This is a genomic window from Iodidimonas muriae (assembly GCF_014647255.1).
GTDB classification, from domain to species: Bacteria; Pseudomonadota; Alphaproteobacteria; order Sphingomonadales; family Rhodothalassiaceae; genus Iodidimonas; species Iodidimonas muriae.
Genome location: NZ_BMOV01000001.1, coordinates 101064 through 116207 on the forward strand (window position 1 = coordinate 101064; position 15144 = coordinate 116207).

General features: G+C 53.7%; 11 protein-coding genes. 1 reads left to right on the plus strand and 10 read right to left on the minus strand.

The annotated features are described in order from the left end of the window. Nucleotides 1-103 precede the first annotated feature (103 nt). The 10 genes from clpA to IEX96_RS00540 form a co-directional block, all read right to left on the minus strand. Nucleotides 104-2440 carry an ATP-dependent Clp protease ATP-binding subunit ClpA gene (gene clpA / locus IEX96_RS00495; RefSeq protein ID WP_150004606.1) on the minus strand — a complete coding sequence of 779 codons (2337 nt, stop codon included), beginning with the start codon at nucleotides 2438-2440 and terminating at the stop codon, nucleotides 104-106. 70 nt (nucleotides 2441-2510) lie between these two features. Continuing rightward, nucleotides 2511-2843 (minus strand): ATP-dependent Clp protease adapter ClpS, encoded by a 333-nt coding sequence (clpS, locus tag IEX96_RS00500; RefSeq protein ID WP_150001058.1) that lies wholly within the window; start codon nucleotides 2841-2843, stop codon nucleotides 2511-2513. A 342-nt stretch (nucleotides 2844-3185) separates the two neighbouring features. Then, nucleotides 3186-4046, minus strand: coding sequence for a phasin family protein (locus tag IEX96_RS00505; RefSeq protein ID WP_150004607.1), 861 nt, complete (start codon nucleotides 4044-4046; stop codon nucleotides 3186-3188). Nucleotides 4047-4311: 265 nt separating this feature from the next. After that, nucleotides 4312-5694, minus strand: coding sequence for a phosphoglucomutase/phosphomannomutase PgmG (pgmG, locus tag IEX96_RS00510; RefSeq protein ID WP_188873298.1), 1383 nt, complete (start codon nucleotides 5692-5694; stop codon nucleotides 4312-4314). 116 nt (nucleotides 5695-5810) lie between these two features. After that, nucleotides 5811-6542 (minus strand): DnaJ domain-containing protein, encoded by a 732-nt coding sequence (locus IEX96_RS00515; protein WP_150004608.1) that lies wholly within the window; start codon nucleotides 6540-6542, stop codon nucleotides 5811-5813. Further along, nucleotides 6539-7267: a vWA domain-containing protein gene (locus IEX96_RS00520; RefSeq protein WP_188873299.1), complete on the minus strand. Its 729-nt coding sequence runs from the start codon at nucleotides 7265-7267 to the stop codon at nucleotides 6539-6541. The genes IEX96_RS00515 and IEX96_RS00520 overlap by 4 nt, the downstream gene beginning before the upstream one ends. A 42-nt stretch (nucleotides 7268-7309) precedes the next feature. Continuing rightward, entirely contained in the window at nucleotides 7310-7816 is a 507-nt protein-coding gene (locus tag IEX96_RS00525) for a PAS domain-containing protein (protein ID WP_150004609.1), read from the minus strand. A 288-nt stretch (nucleotides 7817-8104) separates the two neighbouring features. Beyond that, entirely contained in the window at nucleotides 8105-9484 is a 1380-nt protein-coding gene (locus IEX96_RS00530) for an HlyD family type I secretion periplasmic adaptor subunit (protein WP_150004610.1), read from the minus strand. After that, complete coding sequence (locus tag IEX96_RS00535) at nucleotides 9481-11676, minus strand: peptidase domain-containing ABC transporter (protein WP_188873300.1); 2196 nt, start codon at nucleotides 11674-11676, stop codon at nucleotides 9481-9483. The genes IEX96_RS00530 and IEX96_RS00535 overlap by 4 nt, the downstream gene beginning before the upstream one ends. After that, nucleotides 11673-13511 (minus strand): peptidase domain-containing ABC transporter, encoded by a 1839-nt coding sequence (locus IEX96_RS00540; RefSeq protein WP_188873301.1) that lies wholly within the window; start codon nucleotides 13509-13511, stop codon nucleotides 11673-11675. The genes IEX96_RS00535 and IEX96_RS00540 overlap by 4 nt, the downstream gene beginning before the upstream one ends. Nucleotides 13512-13914: 403 nt before the next feature. Here IEX96_RS00540 and IEX96_RS00545 point away from each other — a divergent pair. Beyond that, nucleotides 13915-15144: Ig-like domain-containing protein (locus tag IEX96_RS00545; RefSeq protein ID WP_188873302.1), on the plus strand; the 1230-nt coding region annotated here is incomplete at its 3' end.

Here is a 15144-nt window from a genome sequence, read left to right on the forward strand (position 1 = left end):
TTGGGGTGCGTTTTTAATAATAACAATAAATGTGCGGAAATTAGGCGGCAAAGCAATAATTTTCGCTTTTTGCGTGCCTGAATATCAACCAAGAGCCAGGGCTCTAATCCACCGGAGCGGGGTTAGGCTTGCGTTTCTTGCCCCCCGGAGGTGCAACATTGGGCGTGATTTCAAAGTCGATCTTGCCATCCCGTAGCCGGACCACCACTTCGCCGCCCTTTTGCAGGCGCCCGAACAGCAGTTCATCGGCCAAAGGCTTTTTGACATTTTCCTGAATCACCCGGCTTAAAGGCCGTGCGCCAAATTTCCGGTCATAGCCTTTTTCGGCCATCCATTTTTTGGCACCGTCGGTGACGGAAATCATCACATCGCGTTCGGCAAGCTGCACTTCCAGTTCCAGAATGAACTTCTCAACCACCCGGGACACAACCTCTGTGGGCAGATAATCGAAGGGAACAATGGCATCCAGCCGGTTTCGGAACTCTGGCGTGAACAGCTTCTTGATCGCTTCTTCATCTTCACCTTCGCGGCTGTCGCGCGCAAAGCCGATGGCGCTTTTGGCAAGCTCTGTCGCTCCCGCATTGGTGGTCATGATCAGGATCACATTGCGGAAGTCGATCTTTTTGCCATTGTGATCGGTCAGCGTGCCTGCATCCATCACCTGCAACAGCAGGTTAAAGAGATCAGGATGTGCCTTTTCGATTTCATCCAGCAGCAAAACGGAATGGGGGTGCTGATCCACCGCATCGGTGAGCAGGCCCCCTTGATCGAAGCCCACATAGCCCGGTGGCGCCCCGATCAGCCGCGAGACTGTGTGCCGTTCCATATATTCCGACATATCGAACCGTGTCAGTTCCACCCCTAGAAGCAGGGCAAGCTGGCGCGCCACTTCGGTTTTGCCAACGCCGGTGGGGCCGGAAAACAGATAGGAGCCAATGGGTTTGTTGGGCTCACGCAGGCCTGCCCGCGACAGCTTGATGCTGGCGGCCAATGCCGCAATGGCCCTGTTTTGCCCAAAGACCACACGTTTGAGATCGCGTTCGATATTGGCCATCACCTTGGTATCGTCTTTGGATACGGATTTCGGCGGGATGCGGGCGATTTTGGCGACAACCGCTTCCACATCCTTGACGCCAACGGTTTTCTTCCGACGGGAGACGGGCAGCAGCATTTGCGCCGCCCCCGTTTCGTCGATCACATCAATGGCCTTATCGGGCAATTTGCGGTCGGTGATATAACGCGCCGACAGCTCCACCGCTGCCTTGATGGCATCGGCCGTGTACCGCACCCGATGATGCTTTTCGAAATAAGGCTTCAAGCCCTGCATGATCTTGATGGTGTCGGGCAAAGTGGGCTCGGCAATATCGATTTTCTGGAATCTGCGCAAAAGCGCCCGGTCTTTTTCAAAATGCCCGCGGAATTCTTTATAGGTGGTGGAGCCCATGCAGCGGATGGCACCAGAGGCGAGGGCGGGCTTCAAAAGATTGGACGCATCCATTGCCCCGCCAGAAGTGGCACCGGCACCGATAACGGTGTGGATTTCATCAATGAACAAAATCGCCCCGTCATGCTCTTCCAGTTCTTTCACCACAGCTTTCAGGCGTTCTTCAAAATCGCCGCGATAGCGTGTGCCGGCCAGCAACGATCCCATATCCAGCGAAAAGATGGTGGCGTCCAGCAGCACTTCGGGCACATCGCCTTCAACGATTTTCCGTGCCAAACCTTCGGCAATGGCGGTTTTCCCGACTCCGGGATCGCCCACAAACAAAGGATTGTTCTTGGAACGGCGGCACAAGATCTGGATGGTGCGATCAATTTCGCTTTGCCGACCGATCAGCGGATCGATCTTGCCATCGCGGGCCCGCTGGTTGAGATCGACACAGTAGTTTTCAAGCGCACTATCCCCTTTTTTGGTGTCTGCCCGTGCGGCTTGTTCGGAGTCGTGCCCATGCTCATCATCGCTTGATCCGCGCAAGGGGCGACGCTCGGATTGCTGGGGGGATTTGGCAATGCCGTGGCTGATATAGCTCACCGCATCAAGCCGGGTCATGTCTTGCTGTTGCAAGAAATAAACCGCATGGCTTTCCCGTTCGGAAAACAGGGCCACAAGCACATTGGCGCCGGTCATTTCTTCACGACCCGAGCTTTGCACATGCAAAATGGCGCGCTGGACAACCCGTTGAAAGCCTGCGGTGGGGGTGGCTTCAACGCCATCATCATCCACCTTCAGGCTATCCAGTTCCTTATCCAGATATCCGGTTAAATTCACGCGCAACACATCATCATCGACATTGCAGGCCTTTAAAACGGCGGCCGCATCGGAATCATCAAGCAATCCCAACAGGAGATGTTCCAATGTCGCATATTCGTGCCTGCGCTTATTGGCTTCGGCCAATGCGCGATGAAGCGTTTGTTCCAGATGGGGCGAAAAACTCGGCACGATATTGTCCTTTTCTCAAAAGCCGTGAGTGGGCAGTTTCTGCGGCCTTATGGCGATCGTCTCACTGATTTCATTCCTTCTCCAAGGTGCATTGCAAAGGATGGTGATGTTTTTGTGCATAGTCCACAACTTGATTCGCCTTTGTTTCGGCGATTTCATAGGTAAACACCCCACAAACGCCCACACCCTTTTGATGCACATGTAGCATCACCCGTGTTGCCTGTTCCGAAGACATGCGGAAAAACCGCTTCAGAACATGAATGACGAAATCCATGGGTGTGAAATCATCATTCAACATAAGCACTTTGTACATCGACGGCTTTTTGGTCTTGGGCTGTGTTTTGGTCAGCAGACCGGTCGATGGCGATCTTTGATCGTCGTGATCATTATCGTTTTCGGACATAGATATGGTCTTTACGCTCGTGTTTGCCAAACGCATCGGCACCTGCCTGACTTCACATAATGTACAATTCGTACAATACCAGTCCTGCTATGGTAGCAGCCAGCACTTCCCCGTGCGAGGGAAGATTTACGCCTTCAAAGAGCGTGCTGCCCCCTTATTCGGGAAGCATGGTGAAGAAGGTCAATTGTGCATAAACAAGATTAACGCCAGTATAACGATGTAGTGTTTCCTGCGTATTTTTTCGCTGGAAATTTTATAGACCCCCCCCCTCCGCACCTGTCATATGAAGGTGGAAGGGGGCTTGGATTGCTGAAAATTATGGTGAAAGCTTCTGGCGTGGGCTTATTGACCCGACAAGCCTTTCATATGATCCACCATGCGCGCAAATTGCGTGCTCAATGGGTCCATCGATTCCCGTCCCATACGCATCCAGATTTCGGTTGATGCGGTATATTGCGCGATCATGCTGTCATAGCTGTCGCGCACATAGGCTTCATGCACTTTGCATAAGGACACAGGATCTTTTGCCTCGCAAAAGGCGGAAAAGAAGGAGGCCTGCTTTTCGCTGCGCTGTTGGGCAAGGTCCGACATCTGATCGGACAAATTTTCTATATTTTGAACGGCGGTAACGGTCGCGCCCACAAGGCTGTCCAGAGCTTCTTTCTGGAAGGTCATCAAGGCTTCCAAATTCATGGTGGCATCTTGAATTCCGCGTTCGCTCAATTGGGTTGTGGCGTTTAATTCCACCGTTGCGGCTTCCACGGTTGCATCCACCGCCTTTTCCATATCGGTCAGCATTTTTTCCGCAGGGGCCTTGGCCGTCAATGTGGCATCGGCATAGGCTTTTTCAGCAGCCTTTACCGAGGCATCTTCATTGATCGGTTTATGCGCGGCGGGGCTCGCGGCGGTTTTGGCGCTTGAGGCTTTTGTGGCCTTTGTGCTTTTGGCCGCAGCTTTCTTTGGCTTGTCCGCCTTGGGGGCTGTGGGCTTTTCCGCTTTTGCCTTCACCGGCTTTGGTGCCTCTTTTTGAGGGGCATTTTGTTTTGGCTTGGCTGATGCAGAAGCGGATTTTGGCGCTTCGCCCTTTGCCTTGGTTTTTGTGCTGCTTTTGGCCGATTTCGGTGCGCTGGCCATGCTTGCCTTTGGGGCCGCATTGGAGGCCGATATGGTCTTTTCGCGTGTCAGGCTGTTCTTGGCTGTCATGATATTCTCCCTATGCGGCTATATCCGCAGACCCATCCGTGCATGGGAACTATGGGAGTTTTCGGGGCTTTCGTCAAAATTATTTTGCAGTGCAGCATAAGCGGCTGGAAGTCTTGATGAACTTGCTATTCAGCCGTCTTATGCTTTTTCCCATATCCAAAATAAGGGGCGAATCGGTGACATATCCGGGACAGCGTTTTATCGGGCCACAGCGCAAATGACACGCGCTCAAGGTGGGTCGGCAAAGCTTTGTGGTTTTTGTTTTTCAAAGATCGGCAGGTGGTTCGATCCCCGCCTGTTTTAATTGCCCGCGCAAAAGGTCTTTCAACCGGGTCAAGCCGGCTTCATCGCGGGCTTCCACCCGTGCAACCAGAACATCTTGCGTATTGGAGGCTCGCAAAAGCCACCATCCATCTTCCGTTAGCACCCGAACCCCGTCCACATCGATCACCTGCGCGCCAGATTGGGACAGCCGGTCGCGCACCCCTTCGATCACCGGAATTTTGCGGTCTTCCGCGCAGGGGAAACGCAATTCCGGAGTGTTCAGAACATGCGGCATCTCTTGGCGTAAGCGGGCCAAATCGCCACCCTGAGCAGATATGGCATTCAGGAAGCGGATGGCCGCATAGAGCCCGTCATCATGGCCATAAAAGCGATCTTTATAGAAAATATGGCCGCTCATTTCGCCGGCCAGTGGTGCGCCGGTTTCCGCCATGCGGGATTTTATCAGGGAATGGCCGGTTTTCCACATTTCCGCTTTGCCACCGGCTTGCACCACGCCATCGAAGAACACCTGGCTGGCTTTCACGTCGGCGATAATGGTAGCGCCTTTGTGCTCTTTTAGAAGGTGGCGGGCCAAAATCAGCAGAATTTGATCGCCCCACACCACATGGCCCGTGCGGTCAACGGCCCCTATGCGGTCACCATCGCCATCAAAGGCAAGCCCCAGATCCATGCCTTCACGGATAACGACCTGCTTGAGCTGTTCAAGATTTTCTTCCACCGTTGGATCGGGATGGTGATTGGGAAAGCGTCCGTCAATGTCTGCATTGATGACAATATGGCGACCGGGAAGGCGCTTCACCAGCGCCGTTACCGCATCGCCTGCGGCACCATTGCCCGGGTCCCAGGCCACGGCCATGGGGGCTCCGGTGAAATCGCGCAACAAACGGTCGACATAGCGAACGAAAACGGGAACGGTTTCAAGCGTGCCCGCGCCTTGTGCAAAATCGCCCGACGCCGCCAGAGCGCCCAGCGCCTTGATCTGTTCGCCGAAAACAGGGGCTTTGCCCATCATCATTTTGATGCCGTTATAATCTGGCGGATTATGTGAGCCGGTAATCATCAAACCGCCATCGGCTTGCAGTTCATGCACCGCATAATAGACCATCGGCGTGGGGCCAAGGCCAATGGCGCGCACGGATATGCCGGTGGAGATCAGCCCGTCGATCAGGGCTTTTGCCAAACGGGGGGAGCTTTCACGTCCATCATATCCCACGACCACTTGGCGTCCGCCTTTTTGGCGCAATTGCGTCCCGTATGCCTTTCCAAGGGCGCAAGCATCCGCATCCCCCAGCGTTTTATCGACAATCCCGCGTATGTCATATTCACGCAAAATCGTTGGATCGAAGTGATGCGGTGTCCCCATGTGGCCTTGGTCCCCTAAAATCGGCACGATATCTTTGTGCTATTTATGCCTGAAGTGTTTGCAAGATGCGACCATGATGGTGCCATCATGCGGTCATGGATATGTCTGTGGGTGGATCAGGATGGCCTTTCGTTCAAAAGGACATCTTTGGCCTGATTGAGCTTGGCCGCGAAATATGTGTTCCCGCCCTGATCGGGATGCAGCTTTTTCATCAATGAACGATGGGCTTTGTGGATGGCATCGGCATCGGCGTTTTCATCCACCCCCAGAATGGCACGGGCTTCTTCTACATTCATGCCGGTGGCTGGGCTCGGGGGATCTTGCGGTTTATCCGTGTGATGGGCCTCACGGCGCCAATCCGTGCCATATTCCCGATCAAGCCATGCCTCCAACAACCGCAGGCTGTCTTCATCATGGCCCGCAATATCCTGGTGCAAATCCAGCAATTCTTCGGATGTCAGCTGGCTGAGCAGGCGTCCTTCAAACCGGCCCATTAGGATCTCGCCTTCCATATGGCCGCTGTCATGGTCCATCACCATCAAAAGCCACAGGCTGCGGACTTGCGATGTGCGTCCGGACGGTGCTGCCGTTGCATCCCATGAGGCGCGCGCCGAAAACAAGTGGGCAAGGGCGCGTAATTTCAACAGACCAACGCCGGCAGAGCCAAGAAGCGGAAAGGCCAGGGCCAGTTTTCCGGTGATGGCTAACAAAAGGCCCGCAATCCCCAATAAAACGAGGGACAAAGCGATAAAGGAACGGACGATTTGCTGTCTGGATGCCTGGGCAACAGCGTTCAATGCGAAAAGCAAAAGGATCAGGCTCAAAACCCCTGCGCCTAGCCAGATCATGGCGTCGGTCCTTTCAATTGTTCCAAAAGCCGTTGTCGGGCGGATGTGTTTTCACATTGGTCCTGTAAGGCCTGCCGCCCGCCGGTGGCATAAATGGCAACGGCTTTTAAGAGGTCGCGCAATTGCGCTGGACTGTTCATATCGAAGGGCGCCCAGGCACCGCCCGAAAGCCGTGCGATTTCCTTGAATGCGATGGTGGCGGTGGGATCGCTGCCTTCCTGGAACACAAAAACAGGCACATGGAGGATGCCAAGCTCTGAAGCCAAATGGCACAACTCATCGGCATTTTCCTCGCAGGCATCGCCAATGAAAATTGCCGCATGAACGGGGGCTTTATGATGTTCTTTTTGTACGTGCTTTAGCACACGGCCGATCTGGGTCAGACCGCCTTGGCAGGTTACATTGGCCATCTTGCGGGCAAGGGCCGCACCATTATCGGTCCAGCCGCTGGCGCGACATTCCCGAAATCCGCGAAAATAGATCAATTGCACCAAAAGCCCGCCAAGGTCCTGGGCGGCCAGAAACATATCGCTTTGAATATGGCTGGCCCGGTCCCATGTGGGCTGTCGGCTCATGGTGGCATCCAAAGCAAAGGCCAGCCGTCCGGTGCGCGGGGCGTTGGTTGGCCGCTTTGCTATGGTGTTCAGAAAGTGGTCAATGGCCGTGCGGCTATCCACGGCTTTTGCGGTTCGGCTGGTTTCGAGTGATTTTCGAGGCTGTCTCATGGATAAAACATGGCTGCACATGCTCTTGGGTGCAAGAACGCTTTATCCCGGTGTCATCAAATCAAGCAGGCTGCCCTTCTTGAAAAGAGCCTTGAAGGCGGGGTTCAATGAAAAGGCGACGATCTGTTTATTGACCGAGACACCATCATGGGAGCAGGGCAACACCAATCGTGTCAATTCTCCCTGTGTGTTGCTTTTGAAAGAGACAGATACTGTTGGTTTCTGCGTTTTATAGGCATGAAGATAAGGGGCAACAATCAGTTGGAGCGTGGGGGATCCGGGGGAAAAGGAAAAGATCTGTCCTGTCATATCCAGGCCGTCCCACTTGGTGATTTCCGTGCCGACAAGGTCAAAGCAGATATGCTGGCCGGAAGCCGGGATCGAGCCGACGGCGATCCGTCCAAACCAGGGCTGAAAGTCTCTGAATTGGAAATCTTTGCGGTCGGGTAAAAAGCGTTCACCGCGGCGGCTATCCCACAAATCATAAAGAGGACGGAGCTCGGAGTCTTTTAAAGTGTCAGCCGCTGCTGAAAATATTTTTTGTTTCATCACACAGAGTGTCCGGAAATTAGAAAAATTATCCAATGTGTGACGGTGATTTATCTGATTGTTTGTTACTAGTCTAGAAAAAGTAATATTATGTCTTTATATTACATGGTGTAAATTTTTTGAAAATATAGAAATAACTGTTCTTCTTTTTCCAAGACTTCTCGTCTTATTTTTTGGGTCGTTTGAAGCGATTTCATAAGGGAGACGGATTCTTTTCCATCGGGTAAAAAAAGAGGATATGCGGCCCAAAGAAAAAGACACGCATATCCTTTTTCCCGTATTGTTTGTTCAGCGTTCGGTGAAGGCTCCGGAAAGGGATTGCTGCACCGGACGCCATAGATATCCAAGAAGGCTTTTTTCACCGGTTTTGATATCCGCCACCAGTGTCATACCTGCGGTGATTGCATTATTTCGGGGATCATTCCCCACATAATTTTTGTCGAGACTGATCAGGCATTTGAAATAGAAATTGCCATCTTCGTCTTTGAAGCTGGTGGCCGAAACCGATTTTACTGTCCCCGTGACACCGCCAAAGCGTGTGTAATCATAGGTATCCACTTTCACAGTAACAGTTTGACCAACGGTGATATGGCCAATATCGCGGGGGCTGATGCGTCCTTCGGCAAGGATGCCGTTATTGTCGGGAACAATTTCTGCAATCAATGCGCCGGGCGGTAAAACCCCGCCGGGGCCGGTCACGCTCAAGCCCGCCACGCGCCCGGCAACAGGGGCGCGTACCACGGTACGATCCACACGGTCAGACAATTGGGTAAGCTGTTCGTTGATTTCTGCCTGATCATTGGAAAACCGGCCAAGTTGTTCCAATGCATCACCGCGCAATCGTTCCTCAATTTCCAACCGGCTTCCCTGCGCTTGTGCAACATCGGCTTCGGCGCGGGCAATTTCAGAGCGGGTGCGGGCGATTTCGCCTTCCACTTGATTGCTGCGCCTTTGGGTATCCAGATAAACGACTTTATTGGTGAGGCCCTTGTCCAGAAGGGTTTTGCGCATATCCAGTTCTTCGGCCAGCAAAATGCGCTGCTTTTCCAGCATGATAAGATGCTCGCGCAGGCCGTTGACTTCTTGCTGGCGTGCGATGATCTGGGAATCAATGATGGCGATTTGTGCATCACGGGCTTCTGCTTGCGCCGAATAGATGGCTTTCTGATCGGCAACCAGATCGGGATAGTCGCCGACATAGACCGAAAAATCAGGGGCTTTGCCCAAAGCAAATGCGCGTAGCCGTTCGATTTGCAATGCCAAAGACGCTTCCCGAACCTTCAAGGATAAGTAGTCAGAGCGGGCAAGGGTGTGGTCCATGGTGACGATTTCATCGCCTGCTTCCACATAATCACCGTCATTTACGGCAACGGAGGAAACAATCCCGCCTTCAAGATGTTGCACCGGCTGCACGAAACTCGCAGGTAAAATGGAGCCACGCGCTGCAACCGTTTCATCCAGACGGGTGAGCGCCGACCAAATGATGAACACCGCGATCAGTCCGGTGATGGCAAAAATAATGCCGTAAATCCCCAAAGACGGACCTGTTTCCTCTAGATAAACAGACCGGCTCAGGACCTGTCGTTCGCCTTTGGTGAAGCGCAAGGAAGGGAGGCTATGGCGGCCTTTGTGATCGGCGTTTTCAGAGGCTGCAGGCAATTTACTCATAGGGTTTTCTCTCCGATCCGGGCATAAATTTGCTCAGGCGTCCCATCTTGGACCAGCATACCGTTTTCCAATTGCAGCACGCGATCCGCCAGCCGGATATGGCTTGGGCGGTGCGAAACCATGATAACTGTTTTCTCGCCACGCATTTTTTGCAAGGCGTCAATCAAGGCCAGATCCCCTGCCGTATCAAGGGCTTGTGCCGGTTCATCCAGCAAAACGATGGACGCATCACGCAAATAGCCGCGGGCCAAAGACAGGCGCTGGCGAAAGCCTGCATTCAGTTGCCACACGGTTTGATCGCCAAAGCGGGTTTCAAGCCCATCCGGCATCCGCAGAATATCATCCCAAAGTCCGGCTTCCCGGCAGGCTTCTTCCAGATCCGCATCGCTGGCCACCGGATTGGAAAACCGCAAATTTTGCGCCACGGTGCCATGAAAGATGTGGCATTGCTGGGGGACATAGGCAATTTGCTGGCGCAATTCTTGTGGGTCGATCTGGCGCACGTCCAATCCATCAATACTCACTTGCCCGGCCTGAGAATCATAAAGCCCGGCAATCAGGCGCAGGATCGAAGACTTCCCGGACCCATTCGGCCCCATGATGGCGATCATCTCTCCGGGGCGAATTTGAAAATTAACGCCTAGAAGGACCGGGTCCGTATTGGCCTGATAGCGGAAACTGACGCGGGTGAAATCAATGGCCCCTGACCATTGGCGAAGAATACCGCCGGAATGTTTGCGGGTCTGTTCGCCCTTCATTTTCATCAATTTATCCAGATGCGCGACCGACATCTTGATCTGTTCGGCGCGGGTGATGGTCAGAAATAAATTCTGGATCGGGGACAGAACCCGCCACACAAGGGCCATCACCGCAATCAGTCCACCGGCGGTCATGGTGCCATCCAGAACCCGCAGAACGCCTGCAATGATGGTGGCACCACCCGCCATGACCATGATGGTTTGCGCCAGTGTTTGCAGCAGAAACGAAATCTGTCCGTTGCGAAATTGAGCCAGACTGTTGGCGGCCGACATTTCACGATATCGCTCGACCCATTTTTCTGCGGCTCCCGCTTCCCGGATGGTGCGCAGATTGGTGACAAATTCCACAAGGAAGCGATATTGCTTGGAGCGCAGAGCGGAAGATTTGGCGATGGACCGTTTGAGATCGGGAAGGATGAAAATGCCAAGCACCGCGAACAGTGCCAGCATAACAAGGGGAATAAGCACCACCCAACCGGCCAACATCCCGATGACCAGCATGAACAGCACGATGAACGGCAGTTCCAAAAGCACAGAAACCAGCGTGCCGACAAACATCTCGCGCATATTGTCGAACTCTCGGATCCGCGAAATCTGGCCACTTAACGGGGCCGATTCGGTGCGTGAGATGGGAAGAGACAATATTTGCCGAAAAACGCTTCTGGAAATCAGGAATTCCAGCCGTCCGGCGATATAGGCAATGGCTTTGCCGCGCAAAGCCCGTGTGCCCAGATCGATCAACGCAGCCAAAATCAGCCCGATGGCAAGGGGCAGCAAAATGCGGCTGGAGCCCGATGCAATCACCTGATCATAGATGGCCATGATGAACAATGGGCCGACCAATGCCAGCAGGTTCAACAGAAAGGTCATGCCCAGAAGACGCCAGATCCGTGGGCGCAAACGGCGCAAGATGGATCGTGTCCATTTGACATCGGGGCGGCTTGGATCGGCATCCTCGTCGAATTCAACGATCAGAATGGCCAGACCATCTTCCAAAATGCCCGAATGGGTCCGCCACGCTTTTTCATCACCGGAAAAAGAGCTTACATGCCCTTCATCATCCAGCGTCAAAACGCTTGGATCGCCCGTGCCATTGATAAACAGGCACGGCATTACACGCGGATCAAGGCTTTCACCGGCTTTGACCGGGCGCTCTACGGTGCGAAAGCCAAGAGTGGCCAGCACATTGCGCAGGCTGGCCAGGCTCAGATCCGAAGCAAAATGGGGGAGGGCTTCACTCAGTTCACGTTGGGTGCCGCGCCAGCCGCGGGCATCCAGCAAAGCCATCAGGCAAGCTGCAAAGCCCGATTGTGCCGTGAAATCGCCAAGAGAACCGTGCCGGATCGCGGAGGCCAAGGCATCGGCATCATGGCTGCTTAAAGCGGCCTTTCTGGGCTTTTGAAGCTCATCCGGTGCGTTGCGTGCGTCTGTCATGGGTGACCCTTTGGGGATGCAGGCGGTTGGCTATGGCCTGAATTTTCGTTTGTCCGGGACAGTTTTCCTTGGCTTGTTGCCATGGCCGCAGAATCAAGCGGTTTAAGGCGCCCGTCTTCAAGGCTGAATCTTTGATCGGCCAAAGCCAGAAGGGAAGGGCGATAGCTGACCAGAATCATAGACACGGAGCCTTTCAGGCTGCGCATCAGGTCGCATAAGGCCCGGTCGCTATAGCCATCAAGGCTGGTATTGGATTCATCAAACAGGATTAGGGACGGGCGGTTGATCAAGGCGCGGACGATGGTGATGCGCTGTGCAACGCCAGCGGGAAGCAGATCGGCTGAACTGTCACCAACTTCGGTGTCATATCCATTGGGAAGCCGGGCAAATACTTCGTCCAGATGCAGCTTGGCCGCCAATTCCAAGGCGCGTTGCATAATGTCCACTTCATCCGAACGGAACATGGTCAGATTGTCTAGAATGGTTCCGTGGAACAGGGTCGGGCGTTGCGGAATATAGGAAATCTGATTGAACACACTTTCCGCATCAAAATCATGGGGCGGTTGCCCATTCAAAAGAGCCGTGCCCTTTGTGGGAACAATTTGACCCGCTACCAGATTGAGTAAAGTGGATTTGCCCACACCGTTCTTGCCGGTGATGCCGATGATCTGCCCTTGCTCCAGCCTTAAATTGATATTGCGCAAAACCTCGGGGTCGTCGGGGCTATAGCGAAAGTGCAGATTTTTCAGATCAAGCGAGGCAAACCGGTCCATTTTGAAGCGCCCGCGGCTTTCCGCAGGAATGGCATCAATGTCGCGCAGATTGTCTTCTGCCAAAGACACCGATTGAAAGCGCGACCAGAGTCCCAAAGCGCGCAGGGCGGGCTGAACCGTACGTCCGGCAAGCAAGGTGCTGGCGGCCAAGGCCCCAACGCTAAGCGTGCCATTGATGACCATCAGGCTGCCAAACCCCACAACCGCGGCAACGGTCAGGTGGCTGGTGATGGTGCCGACCGTTTGCGCATGCCCTGAAATCTGGGAGACTTGTGCACTTGCAAAGGCATTGGATTCCAGCAGCCGCTCATAGCGGCGCAACATCATCGCCTCCATGGCCATTGCTTTCACCGTATGAATCCCGCTCAGCACCTCAATCAGGAAGCTATAGCGCCTGCGGTCCCATTCCCGGCGATCTTCCAGCCGATCTTGAAGGCTTTTGCCAATCTTCCATGCCATAAAGCCTGCGATGCCAAGCATGATGATGGGGATCAGGACCAACCATCCGGTGATGAGCGCCAAAATCCCCAGAAACAACAGGATAAATGGCAGGTCGATCAAAACGAGGCTGGCTTGGCTGGCATAAAAATCGCGGATCAATTCAATGCTGGACAGTCTATCCAGATGCATGCCCGATGGCGTACTTTCCACATGGGCCAAATCTCCGGTTGCCAGCCTTTTTATGGCGATACATCCGGCCCGATGCTCATATTGTGCGCCCGCCCAGCCAGATAAACGGGCGCGGGTGATTTTAAGGAGCACATCCAAAACAAGTGCGATTGCAACGCCGATGGAAAGCATCGCCAAAGTCGAGAGGCCTTCATAAGGCAGAATGCGATTATAGACCTGCAAGATCAAAAGCGGCAAAGCAAGGGCGAGGATGTTGATCCCCAAAGACGCGGCAAGAATGGCGCCATTGGAGATGGGAACATATTGATGCCATAGCCGGTGCAAAAGATCGTCTTGCCCGGCGGGAAGCGGCTGCACAATGTCTTCAGACCTATTTGCTTGTTGATGGATGCCGGATTCTGAAAATGTGTCGGCATTCTTTATTTTGTGCATTCGCGCTCCTCGCCCCTTCGCCGCGCTCTGGGCGCTTGAGATTCTTGGATGAATATATCGCCCTTATGGTTCGTCTTATTTCATCTACGCTTAAAAGTGATCATCTTTCGTGCGGAATGTTTCGCATAAAATTTCTAATGCAGCTTGGTTAATTTCCAATTGATACCATTGGCATTAAACGGAATCGGGACTTTAAATCAATTAAAAAGAAAATAGGGAAAATTTGATTTAAATTTTATAAAATATAGTAAATTCAAATAGTTAAGGAAATTTTTAGGGATTTTTTATATTTTGTAATATATGATTCTGTGGATAGGATTTCGTGGGTCGTTTCTGGGGAGGGCGTTCTTTTTGAATTTGAATGCGCCGGGCGTGTCCACTCAATGGTTTGAAAGACTGTATCATGGCTGAAAACAAAACTTCCGCTGATCCGGCTCGCGAAGCCTCGATGGATCCCGCTTTGTTTCGGGATGGCCCTTCGGATGCAGAGGCCGCAAATGCCGCCTTGCCGCCATCGGGTGCGAATTTTTCAGATGCGCAGGAAGTTACGAACCAGAATGTGCACACCGGCGCCCGCCGCGAGGGTGTCGACTTTGGCGATGCTGTGCGCGAGGGGGCAGGGCCAGCGGTTGATAGCAGACCGCGAGATCTTGTGGAAAGCGAGCCTGTTGTTCGTTCCGAGATGCCGCAATCGAATGTGCTGCGTGCAGAACAGGCAACCCCCGTTGCCGAGGATGCGCAGAGGGGGCAGGTCGCCAATAGCGGTCAGTCGGGCACGGCGTCTCTTGCAGATTCTGACGGTGTCGTCCCGCAACCAGCAGATGATGACGTTGGCTTCGTGAATGGCGGCGATGGTGATGCAGCTGCTGCCACTGCGTTGTCCGCGGATGGAAATTCAGACCCGTTGGCGCAGGCGGGCGTGCTTGATGCTGTGGAAGATGGCGGGCCGGTTTCCGGCCAGCTTGTGGCTACTGATATTGACGGCGATGTTCTCACCTATGGTTTGGTGAGTGGCCCTGCAGAAGGGTCTGTCGTGGTCAATGCCGATGGCAGCTATGTCTTTGATCCCGCCGACGGTTTTCAGGATCTGGCCGTGGGTGAAAGCCGTGATGTGACCTTCACCTATCAGGTGGATGACGGCAATGGCGGCTTTGCAACCGCCACGGTGACCATCACCGTTACCGGCACCAATGATGCGCCCATAGCCGAAGCGACCAGCATCAGCGCGGTGGAAGATGGTGGTGCGGTTTCCGGCCAGCTTGTGGCCAATGATGTGGATGCCAGCGACACGCTAAGTTTCAGCCTGCTTGATGGCCCTGCAGAAGGGTCGGTAACGGTCAATGCCGATGGCAGTTACAGCTTTGACCCTGCTGATGGTTTTCAGGATTTGGGAGAAGGTGAAAGTCGCGATGTGACCTTCACCTATCAGGTGGATGATGGCAATGGCGGTACGGATACCGCGACGGTGACCATCACCGTTACCGGCACCAATGATGCACCCATAGCCGAAGCGACCAGCATCAGCGCGGTGGAAGATGGTGGTGCGGTTTCCGGTCAGCTTGTGGCCAATGATGTGGATGCCAGCGACACGCTAAGTTTCAGCCTGCTCGACGGCCCTGCAGAAGGGTCGGTA